This window comes from Sphingopyxis sp. OPL5 (genome assembly GCF_003797775.2).
In the GTDB taxonomy this organism is placed as follows: domain Bacteria; phylum Pseudomonadota; class Alphaproteobacteria; order Sphingomonadales; family Sphingomonadaceae; genus Sphingopyxis.
Genome location: NZ_CP060725.1, coordinates 195,887 through 219,011 on the forward strand (window position 1 = coordinate 195,887; position 23,125 = coordinate 219,011).

The 23,125-nt window shown below is 60.6% G+C and carries 18 protein-coding genes and 1 tRNA gene; 5 read left to right on the top strand and 14 right to left on the bottom strand.

What is annotated here, in order from left to right; translation table 11 throughout:
* Window positions 1-3 precede the first annotated feature (3 nt).
* From EEB18_RS00900 to EEB18_RS00910, 3 genes are all read right to left on the bottom strand, one after another.
* Window positions 4-798: a hypothetical protein gene (locus EEB18_RS00900; RefSeq protein WP_187141504.1), complete on the bottom strand. Its 795-nt coding sequence runs from the start codon at window positions 796-798 to the stop codon at window positions 4-6.
* Complete coding sequence (locus tag EEB18_RS00905) at window positions 795-3,437, bottom strand: AAA family ATPase (RefSeq protein WP_262408054.1); 2,643 nt, start codon at window positions 3,435-3,437, stop codon at window positions 795-797. Before EEB18_RS00905 ends, EEB18_RS00900 begins: the two co-directional genes overlap by 4 nt.
* A gap of 245 nt (window positions 3,438-3,682) precedes the next feature.
* Window positions 3,683-3,913, bottom strand: a complete 231-nt coding sequence (locus EEB18_RS00910; RefSeq protein WP_187141517.1) for a hypothetical protein — start codon at window positions 3,911-3,913, stop codon at window positions 3,683-3,685.
* A 232-nt stretch (window positions 3,914-4,145) separates the two neighbouring features.
* Here EEB18_RS00910 and EEB18_RS00915 point away from each other — a divergent pair, with 232 nt between their 5' ends.
* On the top strand, window positions 4,146-4,565 hold the full coding sequence (locus EEB18_RS00915; RefSeq protein WP_187141503.1) for a hypothetical protein: 420 nt from the start codon (window positions 4,146-4,148) through the stop codon (window positions 4,563-4,565).
* Between the two features lie 186 nt (window positions 4,566-4,751).
* Here the strand turns inward: EEB18_RS00915 and EEB18_RS00920 are convergent, their stop codons facing one another.
* The 8 genes from EEB18_RS00920 to EEB18_RS00955 form a co-directional block, all read right to left on the bottom strand.
* On the bottom strand, window positions 4,752-5,792 hold the full coding sequence (locus EEB18_RS00920; RefSeq protein WP_187141502.1) for a relaxase/mobilization nuclease domain-containing protein: 1,041 nt from the start codon (window positions 5,790-5,792) through the stop codon (window positions 4,752-4,754).
* Between the two features lie 17 nt (window positions 5,793-5,809).
* Window positions 5,810-6,244: a hypothetical protein gene (locus EEB18_RS00925; protein ID WP_262408214.1), complete on the bottom strand. Its 435-nt coding sequence runs from the start codon at window positions 6,242-6,244 to the stop codon at window positions 5,810-5,812.
* Between the two features lie 578 nt (window positions 6,245-6,822).
* Window positions 6,823-7,158: a single-stranded DNA-binding protein gene (locus EEB18_RS00930; protein ID WP_088442157.1), complete on the bottom strand. Its 336-nt coding sequence runs from the start codon at window positions 7,156-7,158 to the stop codon at window positions 6,823-6,825.
* A 514-nt stretch (window positions 7,159-7,672) separates the two neighbouring features.
* Window positions 7,673-7,870, bottom strand: coding sequence for a DUF1289 domain-containing protein (locus EEB18_RS00935; protein ID WP_187141501.1), 198 nt, complete (start codon window positions 7,868-7,870; stop codon window positions 7,673-7,675).
* Window positions 7,871-8,074: 204 nt separating this feature from the next.
* On the bottom strand, window positions 8,075-9,937 hold the full coding sequence (locus EEB18_RS00940) for a ParB/RepB/Spo0J family partition protein (RefSeq protein ID WP_187141500.1): 1,863 nt from the start codon (window positions 9,935-9,937) through the stop codon (window positions 8,075-8,077).
* Between the two features lie 36 nt (window positions 9,938-9,973).
* Window positions 9,974-10,165: a hypothetical protein gene (locus tag EEB18_RS00945; RefSeq protein WP_137751595.1), complete on the bottom strand. Its 192-nt coding sequence runs from the start codon at window positions 10,163-10,165 to the stop codon at window positions 9,974-9,976.
* A 14-nt stretch (window positions 10,166-10,179) separates the two neighbouring features.
* A complete protein-coding gene (locus EEB18_RS00950; RefSeq protein WP_262408055.1) occupies window positions 10,180-10,593 on the bottom strand; it encodes a DUF3768 domain-containing protein in 414 nt (137 codons plus the stop codon).
* Complete coding sequence (locus tag EEB18_RS00955; protein WP_187141499.1) at window positions 10,590-10,778, bottom strand: hypothetical protein; 189 nt, start codon at window positions 10,776-10,778, stop codon at window positions 10,590-10,592. The genes EEB18_RS00950 and EEB18_RS00955 overlap by 4 nt, the downstream gene beginning before the upstream one ends.
* 634 nt (window positions 10,779-11,412) lie before the next feature.
* On the opposite strand from EEB18_RS00955, the gene EEB18_RS00960 reads away from it, so the two are divergent.
* The 3 genes from EEB18_RS00960 to EEB18_RS00970 are packed head-to-tail and all read left to right on the top strand — an operon-like array spanning window position 11,413 to window position 18,769.
* Complete coding sequence (locus EEB18_RS00960) at window positions 11,413-14,838, top strand: type ISP restriction/modification enzyme (RefSeq protein WP_222943133.1); 3,426 nt, start codon at window positions 11,413-11,415, stop codon at window positions 14,836-14,838.
* 15 nt (window positions 14,839-14,853) lie between these two features.
* Complete coding sequence (locus EEB18_RS00965; RefSeq protein WP_222943134.1) at window positions 14,854-17,388, top strand: AAA family ATPase; 2,535 nt, start codon at window positions 14,854-14,856, stop codon at window positions 17,386-17,388.
* A gap of 55 nt (window positions 17,389-17,443) precedes the next feature.
* Entirely contained in the window at window positions 17,444-18,769 is a 1,326-nt protein-coding gene (locus EEB18_RS00970) for an McrC family protein (RefSeq protein ID WP_187141497.1), read from the top strand.
* A 193-nt stretch (window positions 18,770-18,962) separates the two neighbouring features.
* On the opposite strand, the gene EEB18_RS00975 is transcribed toward EEB18_RS00970, so the two are convergent.
* The 3 genes from EEB18_RS00975 to EEB18_RS00985 all read right to left on the bottom strand — a co-directional run bounded on the left by EEB18_RS00975 (window position 18,963) and on the right by EEB18_RS00985 (window position 21,769).
* Window positions 18,963-20,066: a Fic family protein gene (locus tag EEB18_RS00975; protein ID WP_187141496.1), complete on the bottom strand. Its 1,104-nt coding sequence runs from the start codon at window positions 20,064-20,066 to the stop codon at window positions 18,963-18,965.
* A gap of 270 nt (window positions 20,067-20,336) precedes the next feature.
* Window positions 20,337-20,421 (bottom strand) — tRNA-Leu (locus EEB18_RS00980).
* A 61-nt stretch (window positions 20,422-20,482) separates the two neighbouring features.
* Entirely contained in the window at window positions 20,483-21,769 is a 1,287-nt protein-coding gene (locus EEB18_RS00985) for a site-specific integrase (protein ID WP_187141495.1), read from the bottom strand.
* Window positions 21,770-22,022: 253 nt separating this feature from the next.
* Here EEB18_RS00985 and EEB18_RS00990 point away from each other — a divergent pair, with 253 nt between their 5' ends.
* On the top strand, window positions 22,023-23,120 hold the full coding sequence (locus tag EEB18_RS00990; RefSeq protein WP_187141494.1) for an AI-2E family transporter: 1,098 nt from the start codon (window positions 22,023-22,025) through the stop codon (window positions 23,118-23,120).
* Window positions 23,121-23,125: the final 5 nt, after the last annotated feature.

Sequence of the window (23,125 nt, forward strand, 5' to 3'; positions counted from 1 at the left end):
GCGTCATTGCCGAGAATTATGGCTGAGTAGATCAAGGAGCTGCTGGCCGGTCCGCAGCGCAGCGTGCGCGGTCTCGTCGTTCACAGTATTGATTGCCCGCACTGCGATGAAGGATGTTGCAAGCGAAGCCTTCTTGGGAGCCCAGGCGATGGGGTCTCCCGCTGAAATCCATTCGGGCACACCTGCTGCGAAAACCGCGGTATCGAGAAACAGGTTGGGGCCGGGAAAGCCGGCGGCGCTACCCGCCTGCTCGGCCTCATAAGCACGGGTGAATGCAAAATTCGCTTGAAGCTGCGGTATGATATCAAAGACGCGCCTTACCTTACGGGCATCGGCCAGCGCCTTTTGTTCGTCGATCCGCCCTGCCGCGAGATTCTCAATGATCGCCGTCAGTTCCTTGTCTTGCGCAACGATTCCCCTGTTGCTGCCCTTTGCCCGCAATCCGACCGCGATGACACCGCGCAAACCCGGACCGCCACTCGCTCGATCTGTCGCGGTCGCTTCCTCGTATAATGCCCAGCAACGCTCGACGAAGCGCCAGACCTTGTCGCTGCGCACCAGTTCGACGTTACTGTAGGCGACCGCGCCGTCGTTCATCACGAGCGTCGGGAAGCCGGTACTGCTTTGCTTTGAGACGATCCTGTGGAATGCGCGCAGACGGCGCAACGGCGGCTGCGCCAACGGGTGTGCCGGATCGAATCCGGCTTTGTCGATCGCCTCACCATAACCGAGAAGGTCGAGCCAGCAGGCGATCGCAACGTATGACGGCGCTGCTGGTTTGGTCCGGCGACCAATCACTTCTTTGGCTTCATCTGCGGACGGGCGGCTTCCGCCAGATCCTTAGCCGCCTTGAAGTCGGCGACAAGTTGCTCAAGCTCAGCAAGGTGCGCCTGAAACTCCTCCGGCTTGGGTACCGGTACTGTATCTGATGCCGGATTGTCGTGGCTGTGAGTGTTGGCGCGGGACATGCCTTCATGGAACCGGATTGCGAGAGTATCGGGCAAAGTGACATAACGGAGCATCTGGGTCTGGACGACATCTGAGCCGCGACGTACGATATCGCAGAAGATCACCTCCTCGACGACACGCTCGTACGTGTCGCGCAAGCGGCCATAGAGACCCTTGATCTCGTACTCATAGTTTGCCGGGCTCGCCGCATGGAGTTTGGGCATCGGCGCGAAACGGTTCTTGATGTTGCTGATGCGCTTGGCGACGTTGAGGCCCTTCCAGCCCATCCCCGCAGGATCGACCTTACCGGCAGCTTCGAGGTCGCTGAACAGGGCAACGGTCACAGGTTCTATCCCGGCTTCGTCGGCCGCGCGGCAGAGCTCGTTGAAAAACACCATATCGTGCGTGAACACGACCACCTGTCGCTTCCCTGCTTCCTCTGCGATGCGGTCCGCGACCTTGGCGCTGCGCTCCCGATCGAGGGAAGAGACCGGATCGTCAACGATAATGGGACCCGAACCATCGGTCAAAGCGACTTCGGTCAGGAAGCCGGCCAGCGCGAGCGCCCGCTGCTCGCCTTCGCTCAGGATTTGCGAGGTGATCTTGGTCAGCGTTGTCTGCGGGTTCACCTCGAACTCTGCTTTGGTTTGCCCGCTTTTCCGCGCCAGGCCGATTTTCAGATGCTTGATCTCGAAGCGCTCGCGCTCGGCATCGAACTGCGACACCACAGCCGAGGTCAGATGGGTGTCGAGCAACTCGTTTGCCCGCTTGGTGATGCCGGTCGTTGCTACCAGCGCCAGCGCCTTTGCGTAGGCTGCGTCGGTCACCATCAGGTCGCGGCGCGTGATCAGTTTCACGGCGTTGGCGTTCAAAATCTTGCGATCTTCCAGTTCGCCCTTTTCGGACTCGAACTTGAGCCGCTGGTCGGCGTCGCTGGCCCTGATCAGTTCCGCCTTTTCATCAGCAAGCTTGGTAGCCAATGCCTTCACCGCCTCGGTGGAGGACGCCAGGACTGGCATGTCGTTTTCGGCACCACCCGCTAGCCGGCCCTCTGCTTCGGCATGACGAGCGGTCACCGATGCCTGAAAAGTCGTGAGGGCATCTGCCAGTCCGGTGTCGCGCGAGCGGATTTGTTCGATGCGCTCTGCGAAGTCTACAGCGGTAAGCTGCTTGAACGCAGGGAGTGCCGCGATAGTGTCGATGACGGCCTGCTCGGCCGTGGTCGCTGCTGTGTCAAGGGTGTCGTCCATATAGGCCTGGAAGCGCTGCATCCTTGCTGCGCCATCGGGCAGCAGGGGTTGCTGGCACAGGACGCAGTCCGCGACAACGGAATCGGCCGGCAGGACGGGAAACGCCTTCTCCGGATAAGCTTCGGTGACCGAATACTCCCGCGCCGCGCGCCACAGCTTGCGCCAGCTCTCGCTGCTCACGCCGGGCAATGGTTCGTCGTCGAACAGCGCGCCGGCGGCGAGCCTTGCCGCTTCGCGTGCAATTACGGCGGTGCTTTTGAGTGCTGCGGCCGCCGCCAAGGCTTCGTCGCTCAGCCCCGTCTCGGCCGTCGCGCACTCGACCGCGAGCGAGTCGACCCATGACACAAGGTTGGCCATGTCGGCGGCAGCGGTCGATCCGGCCGACAAAATGCAGGTCACCTCGTTGAGCCGGGCTTCGTCGGCTTCACTGAAGGACGATGCCTTTTCGATCGCCGCGTCGGTGGTCGCCTTGGTGATCGTGCTATTGAACTTCTGCGCGGCCGTTTCACGTACCGTTAGGAATGTGACCGTCGCCAAAGATATCTTCGTGCCGACAGCGGTTTGTTGTTCCGCCTCCAGAATCGCCTTGAAGGACAGGCAAACCCCGTTCAACCGGTGAGGAAGTGCGAGGCCGAAGGGCAGGTATCGGATCTTGTTGCCGCCATCGACGTAGAGCTGCGCGGACGCAGTATCGAACACCGCCACCTGGCCGAGCTGAGGCGCCGCTGTCATTCCCGGCGACCAGGCTATTGGAACGTCGCCGGTGCCGGCGTCGATCATTATGTCGGCGGACAGCGCGCCTTTGCCGTCGCCATACACATCGGCTAGCACCTTCAGCGTCGCGGCGCTCTCGATGCGGGTTCGACATGCAGTCCGCAGAATTCGAACGAAGCCGCTCTTGCCGCTGCCATTGCGACCATAGACGACGGTCAGCGCCTTGGGGCAAAAGTCGAGTGATGCGTTCGCGACAAGGCGATTGACGCCGGCAATGTTGGCGATGCCTTTCAGGACGATAGGAGTATGACTGCCGCCGCTGAAATGTCCTTTGGTGAATGGATCCGCGGTGGGCGGCGTTTCGGCCAGTGTGAATCCTGCCGCATGCTTGATCATGCCAAGCAGTTCAGCCTCGTCGCTCTCGCTTAGATCATTGGCGATAGCGAGGCGGCGGAGGCAATCCTGCCGCCAAGGCACCTGTGTGTTCGACCAAGCAACAACATCGTCAATCGGTTCACTCGCCATCATTCCCCCCGGGTCTTTTGCATCATGACTGGCTCGGTTGATCCGGTCTGTCGTCACCCTCATTTCCGCCGGGACGAAAACCCCGATCTTTGTGACCCACTATAGCGAAGGCGGGGTGAGGCGCGACGCGAAAGTAGCTTCGCCGGGATCCCCGCGCGGCCGAGAGAATATGCATAAGAGACGGTATCGCCACGGCCGACCGATGCGACAGCGAGGCGAAATGCAGTCGATCAACGCTGTGGCGCTTAAAGCTTCAGCTCTTCTTCTCGCCGTCGCAGCTCGAGCTCGACCGCCTCGCGAATAAACTTCGCAAGCTGGCGGTTTCCGACCTGCGCTTCGATTCGGCGGATCGTTTCCACCGATAGCCGAATGGTCGTGGCTTTCATTCCGAGCGGCGGGCGTCCCATGCCGTCGTCGCTATCGGCGTCGCGCTCAATCTCAAAGAGAATCGCGTTAATGACATCGTGTATTTGCATATACGCTACCGTTTATGCTATAAACGATAGCGTAAACAGACCAAGGCATTCAGCGGAAGATGAGCTGAGGCCGAATCACGCCAGCGACGGAGGCGACATGACCCACGAAGCTCCTAGCGCCCGATCGAAGTCGATGAGGATAGTCAAAGCGGCGCCCGTTCCGGCGTCGCCTGCCTTGGAGGAGCGGCGCCCCGCATTCCCCGTCCTGGTGAGATCACGCGGGGGCCGGATCTTGAGCGAAGCTCGCTATCGGAACGGCGAGAGTTTCGCCCTCGCGATTGAAGAATTGCGTTTCCCCGATACTGGCGACCTTCTCTACCAGACCGGCATCGTGACCCAGATGGCGTTAAGCTCGCATCTGCTGGATGTTGGCTTTGATGATCGATGGTGCGCCCGGAACATCGGCCTGCACATCAGCACGGCACTGGCATATGCCAATGCGACCGGCCTCAATTATCAATCCCCGGAACTAGAGCGGCTGACCACGGTGCTGTCGCCCTATAACGTCTGGCGAAATCCGGACATCCACGGTTCGCGCCCCCCGGTCCCCGCATCGCTGCCGGACATTCCACTCTTACTCAGAGAACTGCTGGATCATGTGCGTGGCATAACCGGACACTCTCGCCCTAGGCGGAGGAAGGCTCTTGGCTGAGGACAACATGGCCGCCCGCTTCGCGCGCACGATCCGAGACCTGTAGGATGGTGGCCACGGGTCGGGCCGTCGCTCAATGCCGAACCTAGCTAGTTCGTATCGTCCTACCGGGTCTTTTCGCCCCCGATCGTGCCGCTTGGTCCAATGCCCCACTCGCCCCCAATTAAGGCGGAACAAAGCCGTAGCTTAGCGCCCTCGATCATGCAGTGGCGGCTTGGGACCTGGCGGATCATGTTTAGCGCGTGCTGCCGACAGGGCCTGAGCATGACGCGCGGCAAAGATCTCGGGCGTGGCGTGTACGTCGGGTTGCTTGTCGAGAAATATCCGAACGTCCCTTGCGAGCGCCCGATCATCCGGTTGACCACTTGCATCCAGCGCGGCGGCCGCCTGGCGATAGGCTTGGCGTATCGCCTGCCAGCGGGTTTTGCCTTTGGCGATAAAGGATGGAAGATTGGCCTGACCGCGCGCAACGGCGATGGCCTGCTCGTTAGTTCGCCTGTCAGCGTTGGTCATCACGCCGCTGGCCCCGCTCGCCAGGCGGGCGCGAAGTTTGACCAGCGCAATGCTCGATCCGACGACTCCCCTGCCCCGCGCCCGCCGCGGCGTGGCTTCCGCCGCGACACCGCGCTCACGCAGTTCGCGGGCGAACCGCTCGCGAAAGCGGTGAAGCTGAACCGGTCTGGGATTGAACCGGTTGCGGTCCAACCCTTCGGCCTGAACCATCAGATGGACATGGGGGCGCGGCGTGTCGGTATGCAGCGCCAAGACATAATCATAATTGTCGCTGAGTTCGGCATGGGCCAGCGCGCGAACGGCTCCCACCACCTTGTCGGGGTCGGTGCCTTCGGGCATCGAGAAGATCAGCGACACCGACGACACCGTTGGCCGCGACCGCCATTCTAGCGTATCGCTCCATTCGGCCGCACGCTCGGCGATGTCGTCCTTGCTGGTCAGGATCTCACCATCGCGGGTTTCGATATCGACCGCCCCTTTCCGCCCGATATAGTCGAGATGGGCTTTGACATGGCTGCCGCCCCGCTGGCGGCCCGTGACCTTGACCACCACCTCGGGCGCGCCGCGCACGATCCGCGCCAGCTTGGCGCGTGCCGTCTTCGGATTGGCGACACCGTAGCTGGCGTAAAGCGGCACGCTTGGCTGAGCGCCCGGATCGTGGATATAGCGCACACGATATGGCGGACGGCTCGCTTCCCACACGGCTGATTCCAAGCTTGATCCCATCGCCATCAGTCGGCCACCGTCCAATAGCTCGCATCGCCGCGCATGGCATCGCCGACGGCTGCGACCTGCTCGGAAATCTCCATCCGCATATCGGCGATCCGTCGCAGCTCGGGTTCGATCTTCCTGTCGCCGGTTTCGAGCATGGCTGCATTGGCGGCCTTCATCGCCTGATTGAGATTGCGACCGATGCGAAGCAACTGCATTCTGATCGGTGCGAGTTCGGCAAGCAGGCCGTCATCGACCCGTGATTTCAGGGCAAGGTGGCGGCGCACCAATGCCTTGATCCAGCCGGCGCGATCGGTCGAACGCTGTGATGCGCGATGAGCGATCACGGCAATTTCGACCTCAGTAAACCGCAGCGAGATCCGGTTGCGCGCGGCACCCTCCAGGCGGTCGATATGGGGTCGGTCGCTGTTCTCTTGCAGCGTCCGTTCGATCATCTGACGCACCAGAGCGCTCCGACCGCCACGACCGACCGCGAAGCTATCGAACGCCGTAAGCGCCTGCGCATCGACGCGGACGCTTAGCATCGCAGTGGTTGACCCAGAATTTGTCGCCATCAATCATGCCCGGTGAAGCAAAGCTGAAATCATAGGGCAATGTAAGACAACACGCGCCGCTAGGCATATCCTGCAATCAAGACAATAACCGACAAATTCCTAAACTAACGAAGGCAGAATCGCCCAATCATCGCGCCGATCCTCGGCAGCTCGACACGAGCAATAGCGCCCATAGTAATCAGCCTGCGCCCATTCCTCCGGTCGCGTCGCTGGCCGTGTGAAGAAGCCGACAGCGTATAGGCCTCCCCCGGATACTACTGCCGGGGCGAGCCGCATTGGCCACACTATTCCGACAGAGCGACCAACCGACCGCCCCATTCCTGCCGACATCAACGCGCAAAAAAACGGCGGCGCGCGACACCAACCCCGTTGGTGCCGCGCGCCGCCTCGGCCTGCCTTATCGGAAGCATCGGACGCAGTGAAGAAGCGGGGCGGCTTGTCGCCGCCCCGCTGGGTGGTCAGTCCGGCTTTTCGTCATCGGCAGGGCCGCCGTCCTTCTTGGCGAGGATGGCGATGCCGTCGGCGATCAGATCGACGCCGTAGTGGGTGCTGCCGCCTGCCTCATATTGGTTCTGGCGGACGCGACCGGTGATGTGAACGAGGTCGCCCTTGCTGGCGGTCAGACGCTTGGCGAGCTTGTCAAACAGCGTAACGCTGTTCCAGTGCACGTCGGTTTTCCAGTCGTCGCCGTCCTTGCGGTTGTAGTTCGAGGCCACCGAAAGATAAGTGACCTTCTCCTTGACCTCGACCTTGCCGATGCGGCCGATGATCCGAAATTCTGCGATGTTCTGCATGGGTCTTACTCCGTCTGGATTGCAGGGTAATTTCCTGACGGTCTTCAAGGGGGCCGCGAAGGAGCCGCGATCCAGCCAAAAAACGGAGGCTCCGTCCCATGCAATGGGGTGGAAACCGTAGGACGCCTCGCCCGTCTTGGCGGGCATCTGGGCGTCCGCTTTTTTGCTTGATCGTATTAGGCGACGCGCGCAGCCACGAAACCGGCAAAAAAGGAAATCGTCCTGCCAACCCCGGACAAGAGAAGCTGCCGATCCTTCGCTCGATCAGTTCTGGCCGTATCGACACCGAGGTCTGCAATGTCACAGCCGGTGCGAGCTCACCCGCCACCGACGCACCACCAGTCCGCGCTCATCCGAACAGTCTCGCCATCCTCCAGCGCGCACGCGCTGCGCGCTAAGCCGCGACCTTCAACGCATCCCGTCGATCCGTCACCACCACGGCAGCGGTGTCATCGACAGCGGCGATTGCTTTCGGCGGGGCATAATCGAGACGACGACGGCGGTGACATTACGCTCATAGCACTACCGGCTGATCAGCGGCTTGCCGCGCCATCCGCTCCGGCAACAAGGCCAGTATCGCGCACTGCCGTTCGGCAGTCGCGCCGCCCCATTCGCCGATCTCGGCTATGGTGCGACCGCAGCCGGTGCAAAACTCTGCGCGCGCATCGAGCGCGCAGACCGCAACACAGGGCGATTGAGGACGGTCGATCATGCCCTTCCCCTAGTCGCGAAGCGGCTCGCTCGCTATCCTTCGCGCGCAATCGGCACGGCCGCTATAAGCTGCCGTGCCGATTTGAGGCCGGTCGGAACATCCGGCCTTTGCCCGTCGAGCAGGGACGGGCCGCGCGAACTCCTGCACAGGCAAATTCGGTAACAAGACAATGAGGGCGGGCCACTTGGTCCGCCCTCTCGATCGTCAAGCCGCGTCTTCTTCCTCGAACTCGGGGGCTTCGCCTTCCTCATCGCCATCATCTTCATCGTCGAACACGGGGCGCTCCTGCGCTACCTCGACGGGCGGCTCAACGATCACAAGCGCTGGCGGCAGCCATCCACGCCCTGCCATTCGCTCGGCGGCGGCAGCGGCAAGGTCGCCCTTCTTCATCTTGGCGCAATTGTCGGCAGCGGGCTTGCCCAGCACCTCGGTCATGATCTTGGCGATCACAGGCTTTTTGAGCCGGTCGTAAAAAGCGACCGGCGCTTGCCACTTGGCGACCATATCGACGCCGCTGGCGAACGCGATCTGATCGAACCGCTCATGGCGACGGTCACGGCGCGAGCCGGACGTTTCGCCGCCGTTGATCTGGCGCGCAACAAGCAACGCCAGCAACCGCCCCTTGACGTCAGGGTCCATCGCCTGAATGGCCGCGAACCGATTGACCTCCGGCAGTGCGGCGAAGTCGCTACCGCCGATCTCATCGACCGATGCAATCTCGGTCAAGGTCATCATGTCGTCGGGAACGCCAGCGTTGAACCCTTCGAGCCGCAATGACAGCGGGGAGTAATAGGACGGTTCGCCGTGGATGCCCTGCCCGACAAGACAATCGAGCAAGATGTCGAGTGCAAGCGCGGGGTTGGTGGCAACCGCTTCCTGCACGGCCAACGTCTTGATCTTCGATAGTGTCTCGATCATCGCCCCCGAATAATCGGGTTTGATCGCTGGCGCATCGCCGTTGCCTCCTTTGGCAATGCGCTTGGTGCGGATAGCCTTGGCCTCGACCTTGCCGCCATTGCCGACGAACAGCACCATCGCGCTGTCGGCCTTCTGCGCGTCGGTGAACACGCATAGGCGGTTTTCGAGGATGCGGGCTTCGCGTTCCAAACCGTTGAGCACACTGTCGCCCCACTGGTTGCCCTTACCGAGTTCGGCAAGCCGCGCGTCGGCTGCTACCTGAATACGGGCGCGCTCGGCCTGTTCGGCTTCGGTCGGCTCGCGCTTCCCGTCGGCATGGACAGTGACAAGGTTGTAATAGTCGTCCGGTCGTTCGAGCGATGCCCGAACATCGCTCCAGCCTTCCCCACGATAGCCCGCTTCTACATCGGCCATCTTCGCAGTCGCCAGCGTAGCGACCAGTTCGGGGTTGTCGGCATACCCATCGCCATTCGCGGCAAACAGGTCGGCGGTGATCGTCCCGCCCGCTGCGCCATAGGCATCATGCCCGATGAACAGGAACAGGGCATGGCCCGTGCCGATCTTCTCCTCGGTCAGCACCCGCCGGATTTGGTGGGCGCTGTTGCCGAACCGCTTCAACGCCTCAAGCTGGCGGCCGTGGTTATCGGTCAGGGTCAGTGCCTGTGCAGCCTCCATGCCGATCTGATCGCGTGCCAGATAGGCAAGCGCATCGGGGTGTAATGCCGACAGCCGCAACACCTTCTTGACGTAGGACAGGGCCACGCCGAACCGCGCGGCAATATCCTGGGGCGATTTGCCCTCGGCACGGAGGTCGCCATAAGCGATCACCGCATCGGCAACGTGCATATCCTCGCGGCTCACATTTTCCGCCAGCGACAGTTCGACTGCCTCGGCCTTGTCGCGCACGTCCACACTGACCGGATGGCTGGCAGAAATCGCCTTGGCCTTCTCAAGCTGCTTGAAGGCGCGGTAACGTCGGCCTCCGGCGGCAACCTCGAAACGATTGCCTTCGGCGTAAACGACAAGGTTCTGCAACTGACCATGCGCCAGCATATCGGCGGCAAGCTGGTCGATGGCCTTGGGCTTCACCCGACGCACGTTGAGCGGCGACAAACGAAGCTGCGAAAGTTTGACGGTCTGTAGGGTCATCGGAAACACTCCTGAAATTGGTTAGAAACGGGGAAGTCAGAACATCTCAAGCTGGTCGCGCATCGGGTTCCAAAACCCGATGTCGAGCGGGCGCTGTTCACGGCGGGGCTGCATCGGTTGCGCGGCAAGCCAGCCAAGCCGTTCGCCCATGCTGACGGGCGCGATGCCCGCCATCATGATCTGATCGGGGTCGGGCGGTGTGACGCTGGCAAGGTCTTTGCGTTTCATGGCCCTGCCTCCGCTCAATATTCATCGGACAGCATGATGGTCAGGACGCGCCGCGTGATCGCTGGGTTTGCCGCGTCGTCGCTGGCGAACCGCATCGCACAGTCGTAATAATCGAGTTTCCAGAACACCCGTTCGCGCTCATTGTCGCGCAGTCGCGGGCGCTCGGTCGTCCAGCGCCCATCGGCAAGCTGGTAGATCGTCCCGAAATCGCGCTCGCCGTGCGGGTCATTGTCCTCGTCGAAGGCGTCGAAGGTCTCGATCAACTCGCGGACGCGGGACTGGTCCGCCTCGGGCAGCGACCGGAACCCGACCGTCGCGACGGCAGTGCAAGCAACCCCCATCGCGCTACGCGCAAGGTCGTTCAAACGGGCGATGCGAACGGTCTGCTCGCGCGCTATGGCGATCGGCCTTGGGGCGGCGGCGCTCACTGAACCCGCCCCCGACGCTCTTCACAAATCAGGACCAACGCCCCGAAGTCCTCGCGTTCGCCAAGCCGGTCGGCGATCTTCTGGACGCAAGCGAGCGGCAAGCCATTTTCGTTGGCGATACTGCGCAAATAATCGTCGCGGCACTCCGCGCCGCAAGCACGATAGTTCAAGAGCAAATCGGTCATCTGAAACCTTCCTTCCTCGGCAGAATGCCGCACTGGCTGCGACATGCGGCTCTGCCTTCCGGCGAGGATGGGAGGGGGAGGGAAAGCTGAATCGACGCCCTGGCGCGGGCCAGCGGGCGCGCAGCGACCGCCACTCGGGGGCGGCTATTCTGCTTTGGGAACGAGAGGGCAAAGCCCTTGGCGTTCCCGCACCATAAATGAACGGAGGCGATCAGCCTCCCTCGGCCGCAGCGCGGCACAGGCAACGGCACCCTTGCACGGCGCGACGCCGACGGGCGATGTGACGGCAAGCAGAGCGAAGACAAGGACGTTGCGCCATCGGCGCAGCGCCGCCAGTCGAAGCGAAGGCGCGGACGGCGCTCGCACGACAAGGAGAGAGGCAAGAGCGCCTGCGGGTCAGCCCAAAGACTCCGCACCCTCAAGGAGCGCGCAGCGCGGGAAAGAGTGCGACTTATAAAATCCCGCTCATTTTCCCACGCTCCCGATCGTCACCCGAAGGGCCAAGACTACAGGCTTGGTTCGCGCCAGCGTATAGAGCGGGTTGCCCGAAGGGCAGCGAATGCAAAACGGTTCGGCTCAAGGTAAATCTTGTTCCACCTTTGCCCCTCATATAACACAGCGAAAAGGGGGGCGTGTGGTTTACGATCCGGTTCAAATCGCTGAGGAATTCTTTGAGTCCGTTCGTCGGGTTCGTGCTTTGGGCGCAGGGACGCCGGAAACTGCCTACTATCCCGCGCTTCATACGCTGTTCGAGCGGGTCGGCAGCTCATTGTCTCCCAAGGTTCTGGCGCTTTCGCAGCTAGGTAACATAGGTGCGGGCAGCCCCGACTTCGGCTTGTTCGCGGCGAACCAAGTTCAGAAGGGCGAACCGCGCAAAGGGCAGATGCCCGAACGCGGCGTGGTCGAGGTCAAGCCGGTTGCCGATGACAGCATGTTTAAGTCAACGCCTGCGCAATTGGCGAAGTATTACGATGCTTACAGTCTTGTGCTTGTCACGAATATGCGGGCCTTTCAGCTCGTCGGGCCGGACGTCAACGGCACTGCCACGCGGCTCGAAGCCTTCGTGCTTGCTGACACCACCGCCGATTTCTGGTCGCTCGTCCAGACGCCGGGAAATTCCGCCAAAACCATCGGCCTTGCCTTCGTTGAATATCTCCGGCGCGCGCTCACGCAGAATGTTGCACTGGTGCAGCCCAAGGATGTCGCGTGGTTCCTTGCTTCCTACGCCCGCGACGCACTCGCGCGGGTCGATGCGGCCGGCGATCTTCCGGCGCTCAAGACGGTGCGCACCGCGCTCGAAGATGCCCTTGGGATCACCTTCGACGAGGAAAAGGGCGATCATTTCTTCCGCTCCACGCTTGTCCAAACGCTGTTTTACGGGCTGTTTTCGGCCTGGGTGATCTGGGCGCGCGCAACGCCGCGTAACCCGCCCCGTTTCGACTGGCGGTCGGCGGGCTGGAGCCTGCACGTCCCGTTCATCCAAACGCTGTTCCAGCAACTCACTGCTCCGCAACACATCAAACAACTCGATCTGGTCGAAGTGCTCGACTGGACCGGCAACACCCTCAACCGCATCGACGCAGCGGAATTTCTGAAGCGCTTCGATCAAGGCGAGGCGGTCCAGTATTTCTACGAACCCTTCCTCGAAGCCTTCGACCCCAAGCTGCGCAAACAGTTCGGCGTTTGGTACACGCCCGCGGAAATCGTCGATTACATGGTTGCGCGGGTGGATCGCGCATTGAAGGACGAACTCGAGATTACTGATGGGCTGGCCGACGAGCGGGTCTATGTGCTTGATCCGTGTTGCGGTACGGGCGGCTTCATCAATTCCGTGCTTCGCCGCATCCGCGCCAATCTAGAAAGCCACGGCCTGGGAGATGCCTTGGCAGACCGTCTACGGGACGCTGCGCGCAACCGCGTGTTCGGGTTTGAGATCATGCCAGCACCTTTTGTCGTAGCGCATATGCAAGCGGGGATGGCATTGGCGAACATGGATGCGCCACTTGCGGAAAACACGCGGCCCGCCATTTATTTGACCAACGCGCTGACCGGGTGGGAACCGCACACCAACAAGCCGCTGCCCTTCCCGGAACTTGAAGCGGAACGCGCCTCTGCCGATGCGGTCAAGCAGGCAACGCCCATCTTAGTGATCCTCGGCAACCCACCTTATGATGGCTATGCCGGTATTGCGGACAATGCCGAAGAACGCGCACTGACTAGCGAATATCGCAAGGTCAAAAAGGTCGCAGGCCCGCAAGGGCAGGGCCTGAACGAACTCTATGTTCGCTTCTTCCGAATGGCCGAACGGCGGATTGCGGAAAAGACCGGCGAAGGCGTAATCTCCTTCATTTCCAACTACAGCTGGTTGGACAGCCTGAGCTTTCCCGGCATGCGCGAACGCTATCTGGAGATGTTCGACAGCATCGCGATTGATTGTCTAAACGGCGACAAATACAAGACCGGTAAGACCACGCCCGAGGGGCTGCCCGATCCGTCGATCTTTTCGACACCTGCCAATCCGGCTGGCATTCAGGTCGGCACTGCAATAGCAACTTTGGTACGCAAAAAGGTTCACAAGCGTTCCGAGACAATCGCTTTCCGGCACTTATGGGGGACTGCAAAGCGTGAAACGCTGGCTGCAACTGCGGAGACTGACGCTTCCACCATCTACAGTCAAATCCGGCCAGAACTGAAGCTTCGCTTACCGTTCGAGCCGGTTGTCTTTGACAAAGGGTATCTCAGGTGGCCTCTTCTCCCAGAATTGCTGCCAGTCGGATTTCCCGGAGTCAAAACGAGCCGCGATGAGTTCCTCGTGGATATTGATCGCGATGCACTCGAAAAGCGCCTTGCGCGCTACTTCGATCCGAAGGTCAGTGATGCCGATCTGGCGAAGGCCCATCCCACTGTTGCGAAATCGCAAGGTGGATTCAATGGACCAAAAGTTCGGGCAGCATTGGTCGCGCGCCATGCCAACGAAGATGCGCGAGCCACGAAAGACAATGAGCCACCGGTTAGAGCGGGACGTGTAACTCGTTATGCATATCGTCCGTTTGATGTGCGATGGCTGTATTGGGACCCTGATGAAAAGCTGCTGGATCGTGAGCGGGCAGATTATCTCTCTCAAGTCGCAGACGATGAACCGGCACTATCAGCGCAACAGAAGCCTAGAGGCGACTGGCAATCCTCTCAGGTTAATTCGGCTTATGCTTGCCTCGATCTGATTGATCGTGGATCGACCAATTTCCCGCGGCGCACTGTTGATGCCTCGACAGGCGAACTGCGCTACAATTTTGTCCCTACAATGCTGACATGGCTCAAGGAACAGGGTCATTCGGCAGATGAATTGTTCAACCACATTGTCGCCACCCTGCACGCGCCAAGCTACGGCAAGGCCAATGCTGGTGCTCTTCGCATGGATTGGCCGCGCGTGCCGCTGGCTGGAAAACCGGATGTGCTCACGGCGTCGGCGCAACTTGGTGAAAAGGTCGCGGCGCTACTCGATGCCGAATGCGATGTTGCCGGGGTCAGCAGCGGCTCATTGAAAGGTGGCCTTGCTGTCATCGCGTTGCCCAAGGGCAAGGATTTCCAGCTGGCTATGGACTGGGGCAGTGTGCAAATCAATAAGAATGGCAGCCGCATAGTGATGCCCGGCGACGGTAATGCCACGATCCGCGCTTGGACCGATGCGGAGCGCGACGCGCTGGACGTACTCGCTGCGCGACATGGGCTTGATCGCCCTGCGCTGCTCGCCCTGATAGGCGAACAGGCGGTGGATGTGCACATCAACGCCGATGCGAAGTGGGAGGGGGTTCCGGCAAAAGTCTGGGCCTATGCGCTTGGCGGCTATCAGGTGCTCAAAAAATGGCTGTCTTACCGCGAGGCCGCCGTGCTGGGTCGCCCATTGACTGGCGAAGAAGCCCTCCACTTCGCCAAAACCGCGCGACGGATCACCGAAATCCTGTGCATGGGGCCAGCCCTCGACGCCGCCCACGCCAAGGCGCGTGATTGCGCCGTGCCTTGGATAGACGGAAAGCCCGGCGAAATTGTCTGCGAAGAGTGACGGAGAAGGACAAGAATGCGCGAGCCTGAATTTCGAGAATGGTTGGGCAAGCGGCTCTGGAAGGGAATCCCGCTGACGAAGAAAGCCAAGGACAATCGCGTTCGCCGCAGCATGCGTGCAGAGCGTGGCTTGAAGGGGCTAGGTTTCGAGCAAGCCACGCTGGAATTGGTTTTTGAAGACGGCCTTTGGGAATCGCTGATCGCTCGATTGTCCGAACTGAAAAACGATCAATCTGCCGATCTTTCAGTCATAAGATCGGTAGTTCCACAAGCAGACGAGCCGAGTGGGCAGCTCTCAAACATGATCGCTGCCCTGAAACAATATGGCTATTTTCTCGAAGGCCGCGACCCTAACTACGGTGCTAACAATGAGCCAGCCGATGGCGAAGACGCACTGGAACTGACCCGAGAATCCGTTGAGGCGGCGATGAAGGCGTATGACCTGAGCGCCAGTGATTTCATGAAGAAATACGGATTTGCGACCAATTTCGACTATGTTGTTTTCCGCCCCGGTGAAGAGGCACGCTATCCGGCAAAGGCAATCTTCCTTGTTGCCTATAGCTCAATTTCCGGCAACCCAGACATCACCGTGAAGGGCCAGCGCGACACCTTCGGCGATGCGGAGGGCGGTCCAATCCATTCGGAATTTGTCCGATCGGGTTATGAGATTGAAAGTAGGCGACGGCCAGGCGGCGATGAGGTGCAGGCTGATCGCATCCGCAAATATCTGATCGCCAATCATATCGAACCAGCAAAACGGCGCAACGATGCGACCGTTACAATTCGGGCTGGCGATATTCACAAAGAGCTCGGGCTTTCCAACCAGTTGCCGAACGTATGTCAGGCGATTGAGGGCAAGAAGCTGCGGGACATGACCGGACTGTCCAAGCCGGAAATCATATCAGGACCGGATAGCGGGCGTGGCGGTAATATGACCTATCGCTTCGCCCTTACGGCTAGTTCGGACTCAAAGGCTGTCGCAATGAATTCTCCAACCAATCTCATCCTTTATGGTCCTCCGGGCACCGGCAAAACCTATCGCACGACGCTGGAGGCAGTGGCGCTTTGCGATGGCACTGCGGACTATCCGGAAACGAAGGAAGGCCGAGAGGCCTTGATGACGAGATACAATGAACTGGTCGCGGAAAAGCGAATCGCCTTTGTGACGTTTCACCAGAACTACGACTATGAAACCTTCGTCGAAGGTCTGCGCCCGGAAACTGGCGAGAACGAAGGCGGTTCTGCAGGTTTCCGGCTTGAAGCTCGCGCTGGAATCTTTCGCGAAATCTGCGCCCTGGCCGACCAGGCCCGAACCCGGACAGCACCTTCGGCTGCCGAAAGTGGCTATGATTTCTCCGGTCGCCGCTTTTGGAAGATGGGACAAGGTGCAATCGGCACCGAGGATGACGTCTATGACTCAGCCGTGGCCAACAGTTACATAACTCTTGGTTGGGGTGGCGCTATCGATTGGAGCGATGAACGGTTCTCCACCTTTGATGCGATTAAGGCCGAATGGCTTGCACGAAACCCCGATGATACGACGCCCAGCAATTGGACGCAGACTTGGCCGTTCCGCTGCGAAATGCAGATCGGTGACATTGTCATAGTGCCCTATGGCAACACCGCCTTCCGCGCGATTGCCGAGGTTACTGGAGACTATCGTTTTGAACCTTCGACTGAGGGTTACTACTCGCATCGCCGCGATGTTCGCTGGCTGTTGACCTTAGACGAACCGTTGCCGCTAGACACGATCGTCGATGGCAATTTCACCATGCGGACGCTGTACTCGTTGCAATCTAAGCGCGTAAATCTGCCCGCCCTTGGCCGGTTGATTGCTGGCGACATTGATAAAAATAGCGGCGGAGAGGCAGTGAGTGACGGCATTCCTGACCAGTTCGTTCTCATTATAGATGAAATCAACCGCGCCAATATTTCGAAGGTTTTCGGCGAACTCATCACGCTCATCGAACCTGACAAGCGGCTCGGTATGACCAATGAGCTGACGTTGACGCTTCCATATTCGAAAAAGCGGGATTTTGGTGTCCCGGCCAACCTGCACATCATCGGCACGATGAACACTGCTGATCGATCTATCGCGTTGCTGGACACAGCGTTGCGGAGGCGGTTCAATTTCCGGGAAATGGCACCGGAGCCGGGTTTGCTAGGCGTGGTCGATGGGATTGACCTAAAGGCCGTGCTCACCACCATCAACCAGCGCATCGAGTATCTGATCGACCGCGAGCACCGCATCGGTCATGCGTTTTTCATTGGTTGCAATGCGGCTGAACAGGTTCACGCCGCCATGCGCGACAAGGTTATTCCGCTTTTGCAGGAATATTTCTTCGAGGACTGGAGCCGCATCCATGGGGTCCTTGGCGACGGGTTCATCGGCTCCGTTACTCTTAAATGCCCACTTGGCGAGGGTGAAGATCGCAAGAGCTGGTCCGTGCGATTGGAAAACCAGCCTGATGGCCGCAGCGGCTTTCCAGACGACGCGTATGCTCTGTTGATCGGCAAGAGTGCTAGCGTTTCGGTGGACACCGGCGAGTGATCGAGTCCCTGGCGAGTCAACTGCCCCCTGATTTACCTGTAGACCGGGTTCACCCATGACGCATCTGACCGTCCATGAATGGGGCAGCGTCGGCGTGCACAATGGTAGCGGCCCGGGGCCTGAAAAAACCTTTGCCCGCAGCCAGGCGAACGCCCTCTTTCTGGCCGCTCGGTCGCACCCACTGGCCAACCGGTCCGGGACCAATATCCTTGTAGACCGTTACAGCGACATGTGGGCGCAGCAGGTTGTCGGCGTGATTGCCGCGCCCGGCTCCAGTCTCGAGATATTGCCCAAGATCGATGCTACGGCGAATGAGAACGATGAAACGATCCGCGCGCGCCTCGTCACCATGCTTGATGTCGCCCTTGGACTTAAACTCGGTGACGGACAGGCGCTGGCGATGGCGCGTCAGAAGGAGACGTTGCTCGACATCTTGATCCGCCTGTTCGCAGACCGCCTACTGGCCGAAGCTAGGCGCGGTCTACCCCGCGCCTATCTGACGCAAGAGGAGAATCTTGCCGCGTTGCGCGGGCGGCTCGATGTCATCCGCCAGTTCACTCACAATGCGGTGCGGCCTGACCGGCTAGCCTGCCGGTTCGATACATTGATGCCGGACACGCCGTTGCTGCGCGTCATGAAGGCCTGCGTCCTGATGTTGCGCCGCCACGCCCGCGTGCTGGAGACGCAGCGCCGTCTCGATGAGTTGCGATTTCCACTGGCCGAGGTGAGCGACGTTCCAGTCAGTGCTCTGCCATGGGCGCAGGTACGCATAGACCGGACCAATCGTCGCTGGGAGACGCTGTACGGGCTGGCAAAGCTATTCCTGAAGCGCGAATGGCAACGAACCAACCATGATGCGAAGGCGGGCCAAGGAATCACTTTGCTGTTCGCCATGAATGATCTGTTCGAGGCCTATGTCGCTGCTCTCGCCCGACGGGCGGTGCGGGGAAGCGATTTGACGGTCCACTCGCAGGGGGGATTGCGCTATTGCTTGATGGAAGAGGGCGACGGCGGAAGGGAACGCTTCCAGACAACGCCCGACATACTCATCAAACGCGATGGCCAAGCCGTGATGGTCATTGACACCAAATGGAAGCTGATTGGCCGAAATCCCGAAGACAAAAAGCGCGGCGTATCGCAGTCGGATGTCTATCAGATGATGGCTTACGCCCGGCTATACCAGTGCCGAGACGTGATGTTGCTCTATCCTCATCATGCAGGCCTTGGCGTTGAGGCATTGGAAGCAGGTTACGGGATGATGGAGGGCGATGAACGACTGCGGATAGCGAGCGTCGATCTTTTGCCGGGCGAGGCGGCGGTCGTGCAGCGACTGGCGAGCTTGCTGTCGCCCGCCAAGGTGGGTTTGTTTGCCGCGGCGTGATCGTGGGAGCCGGGCTGGCGGTCTTTCACTTCGCACTAATCGATGATCCGCACGCGGATTGACCGGCGCGAAGGCGACTGCGGCACATCGTAGTATATAGGCCGGCAAAGTATCGCCCAGAGAATGTTGAGTACTAGAGGACGACGACGCGAATGTGACCGAGTTCCGAGCCTTCGGCGCCATTCCTCGCATCCTAGCTGCTCTTCAGAAAATAGCGCGCATAGCGACGCTCGCCGGTGCGGATGAGCGCACCTTTCTCGATCAGGTCGTTCAAATCGCGTGTCGCGGTGGCAAGACCGGCCCCAGTGATTGTCCGGTAATTTCCGGCACTCAAACCGCCCGCGAACCCATCCGGCCCTTCGCGGAACATGCGAAGAAGCGCCTTTTCCTGCCGTTCGTTAATCTCGCTGCGCAAGCGATCAAGCAGCCTCGTCTTATCGATCAGGAAGCGGATGCGGGTGATCGTCCGCCCCTGTGCCTCGATGACAATATCGGCAAACCACGTCAGCCAAGCATTGATGTCGTTGCTCTGGCTGCCAAGCTGGAGCGCGGCGTAATAGGCTTTACGGTGGCGATGGATCGTTTCCGAGAGCGCCGTCAGTGTCGGGGCGGCGAGGCTTTGGGCCAATGCCTTTTCGGCAATGGCGCGCCCGATCCGGCCATTGCCGTCTTCAAAGGGATGGATGCTCTCGAACCACAGGTGCGAAATGGCCGCACGGGTGATTGCGGGGAATGGGTTTGGTGACCACGGTGCGCTGTCGTTGAACCATGCTATGAATCGAGACATTTCCATCGGGATGGTCTCCGAGGGCGGAGCCTCGAAATGCACACGCGGCGCATGAAGTGCGCCCGAAACGATCTGCATGGCATCTTCGTGCGTCCGGTAGCGCCCGACATCGGCAATGTCTCGACGCCCGTTCATTAGCATGGCGTGCCATGCGAACAGTGTCCGATCATCGAGCGGCGCAGCATGGCTGCGATAGACATCGGCCATGAGTTCGGCGGCACCGGTTTCCGCCGCGCTTGCACGGCGCTGGTCGGCAGCAAATCCCAAATGCCGTGCGAGCGATGACTGAACGCTGGCGCGGTCAAGGATCTCGCCCTCAATAGCCGAGCTATCGACAACCTCCTGGGAGATGACTTCGATTGTCAGGACATCGCGCTCATCGGCGTCCAAGTGGTGGAGCGCACCAATGACGACGCCGGAGCCTTTCAGGAACTGCTCCTCGGACGCGCGGATGCGTTCCGCATCGAAGCGGAAATCAGGCCAATCGGGAAGTTGCCAATTCCAGCGCATGATCGATAGGTCACCTTTCTATCCATCACAACATAGCCCAATTATGATTGATAAAGCCATACCCAATCAATCACCAAAGGCACGTTGTCACTTCGCGGGATCAATCTGTGGCGATGGCCGCATCCCGGACGGGCTACCAAGTGCCAGCATGACAATAGCGTTCGATTGTCATTTCGCGCAGCGGAGCGCGGGCCGTGCGACCCTGGGGCGTCCGCTGATGCAGGCTCCTGTCCCCCGTGCGGTGGACTTTTCAGAGCCTGCAATCTTGGATGGTGCGGGCGGTGGGAATCGAACCCACACTCCTTGCGGAACGGGATTTTGAATCCCGCGCGTCTACCAATTCCACCACGCCCGCGTTGCGAGACGCCTATAGCGCCGCCATCAAAACACGCAACGGCAAACATCAGCTATTTGGCTTAGGTTGCTGGCATCGAGGCCTTCTTTCGGGCAGCGACTTTCGGCGGTTTAGTCTTGCGAACATTGACGGCGGATGCGTCGATGTTGTTTTTCAAATGCCGCCCGTAAAACTTCTCGATCATCTCGACACTGGTGCGGCAGTTCTTGGCGACCTGATAAATGTCCGCGCCTTCGAGCAATCGCAGACAGATATAGGTGTGCCGCAGGCTGTAGCAGGTGCGGATGTGACCATCGCGGTCGAACTTCAGATTCAGCTCGTCGAGGACCGTGTTCATCAACTCGCGTGGCGACTTTCCGAATATACGGTCGGTCGGTTTGAGCTGCTTGCGCTTGCGGACGCGCTCGAAGGGCAGGATCGCACCTGGCATCGACTTGCAAAAACCAACACCGCGCTTGCCGCGCACCTCGATCTCGAGGATGCGTTCGCCGGTCGATTCGTCGTCAACAATCTTGACGTCGCGCAGTTCAAGTCGTGCGGACTCATCGGGCCGAAGCCCCGTGTTACCCATGAAAAGAACATAATCGTGGAAGTTCTCGCAGACCTCACGCCAGCGTGGCTTGGGCGGATTCTTCGCCCGCTCGCGCGTGGCCTCATAAAGCATCTTGTATTCCTCGGGCGAAAACCACGCGCGGTGCTCCACCTTGCCGGACGTCTTGTAGGGAGCTGACATATCCGGGATTGCCGCAATCCAGCCCTTGCGGTTGGCGGTTTTCAAAACCTGCCGAAGCGTGACGATCTCGCCGTGCAAGGTCGCGCGTGCTGGCTTCTTCGGCTTGCCGGTTTTGGGATCGACCCTCGATGTCTGACGGTGCGCCCGATACTCCTGCACTTTGCCGGCCGTTATGTCCTCAAGCGCGGTATCGCCAAAGAAGGGTAACAGGTGAACGCGGATGTGATCTGACTTCGATGCCACATATTCCGCGTTGCGTTCGCCCAGCGTGATTAGCTCGAACTCGCTGGTGAAAGCATCTGCGGCATCCTTGAAGCTGGGGCCAGTAGGCGTTCGCCGACGCCGACCATCGGTCGGCGCGCCGGTTCCGGCGATCGGGGGCTGGACGGTGCCGTCCAGCAAGGCAACACCACCACGTCGGCGTTGGCGATCCTCGACGCAACGCTCCATATACCAGTCGCGCGCGAAATCCTTGGCGGCAGCAAGGCTGACCTCCTTGGTCGTCTGCCGGTAGTTGCGGCTGCCAAGATATGTCGAGCATTGCCAGTAGCGGCTGTTCTCACGCCGATAGACGTGCAGCGCCCCATCCATCAGCAGATGGCTTTCTGTCGGCATTGCGAGAACTCCAAAATGTGTAAGACATGTGTAAGTCTTTTTGGAGGTCTCGTCCTTGCTCAAACTATTGGTTTTGCGTGGTTTTTGGCTTACTTTTTTAGGCTAAACGCAATTTTGAGTCGAGCGCGTCTACCAATTTCACCACAGGGGCCCGTGGACGCGGAGCCGTTGCCACAAAAGGACCGTCCGCGTCCAGCGCGAAAGATGACAAGCGGACGGTTGCGCGCTCGAATGCTGCCGATAAGGTGCCGCGATGACCGACAAGCCCCCGCCCGTCCGCGCGTCCTCCGCCAAACCCCGCGCCAAGAGCGAAGCGGCGGCGCCTTTCGGCCCCGGCCGGATCGCCGGCGCGGCGCTGATCGTCCTCGCGCTGATCGCGGTCGCGTGGCTGATGATCAGCCTGACGCGATTCTTCATGCTCGTCTTTGCGGCGGTCGTGCTCGGCGCGATCTTCGATGCGATCGCCAGTTGGATCGTCCGCCGCACCGGGATGAAGCGCGGCTTCGCGCTCGCGCTGTCGGTCGCGGGGATCGTCGCGATCTTTGCCGGGGCCTTCATGCTGTTCGGATCGCAGCTCGCCCGCGAGGTCGATACGATCCGCGAACAGATTCCGCAGGCGCTGCGCGGCGTCGAGGCGTTTCTCGACCGGTACGGGCTGGGGCAGCGGGTGCGCGAGCTGGCCGCGGTGGGCAGCGACGACATCTCGCGCCTCGCCTCGCAGGCCGGGGGCTATGCGCTGGCGGCGGGGAGCGGCATCGCCGACTTCGTGCTGGTGCTCGTCGCGGCGATCTTCCTTGCCGGCGATCCCGCGACCTATCGCCGCGGGCTGTTGCTGCTGATGCCCGCCAGCGCCGAGGAGACCGCATCGCTCGCGCTCGGCGACGCCGCGCGCGGACTGAAAGGCTGGATGGTCGGCCAGGCGGTGTCGTCGCTGGTCGTCGCCGCGCTGACATGGGCGGGGCTGGCGCTGCTCGGCGTGCCGGCAGCGGGCGGGCTCGGGCTGATCGCCGGCCTGCTCGACGTCATCCCGATGGTCGGGCCGATCATCGCGGGCATCCCCGCGGTGCTGCTGGCGTTCACCGTGTCGCCGATGACCGCGCTGTGGACGCTTGTCCTGTTCCTCGTGATCCAGCAACTGCAGGGCAATTTCCTGCAGCCGATGATCCAGAAACAGGCGGTCGACGTGCCGCCCGCGGTGCTGCTGTTCGCGGTGGTCGCGGCGGGCATATTGTTCGGCTTCCTCGGCGTGCTGCTCGCGGCGCCGCTGACCGTGGTGGTCTATGTGATGGTGCAGCGGGTCTATGTGAAGACGTTGCTGGGCAAGGATATCAAGATCGCCGGGCAGGATTGAGCGAC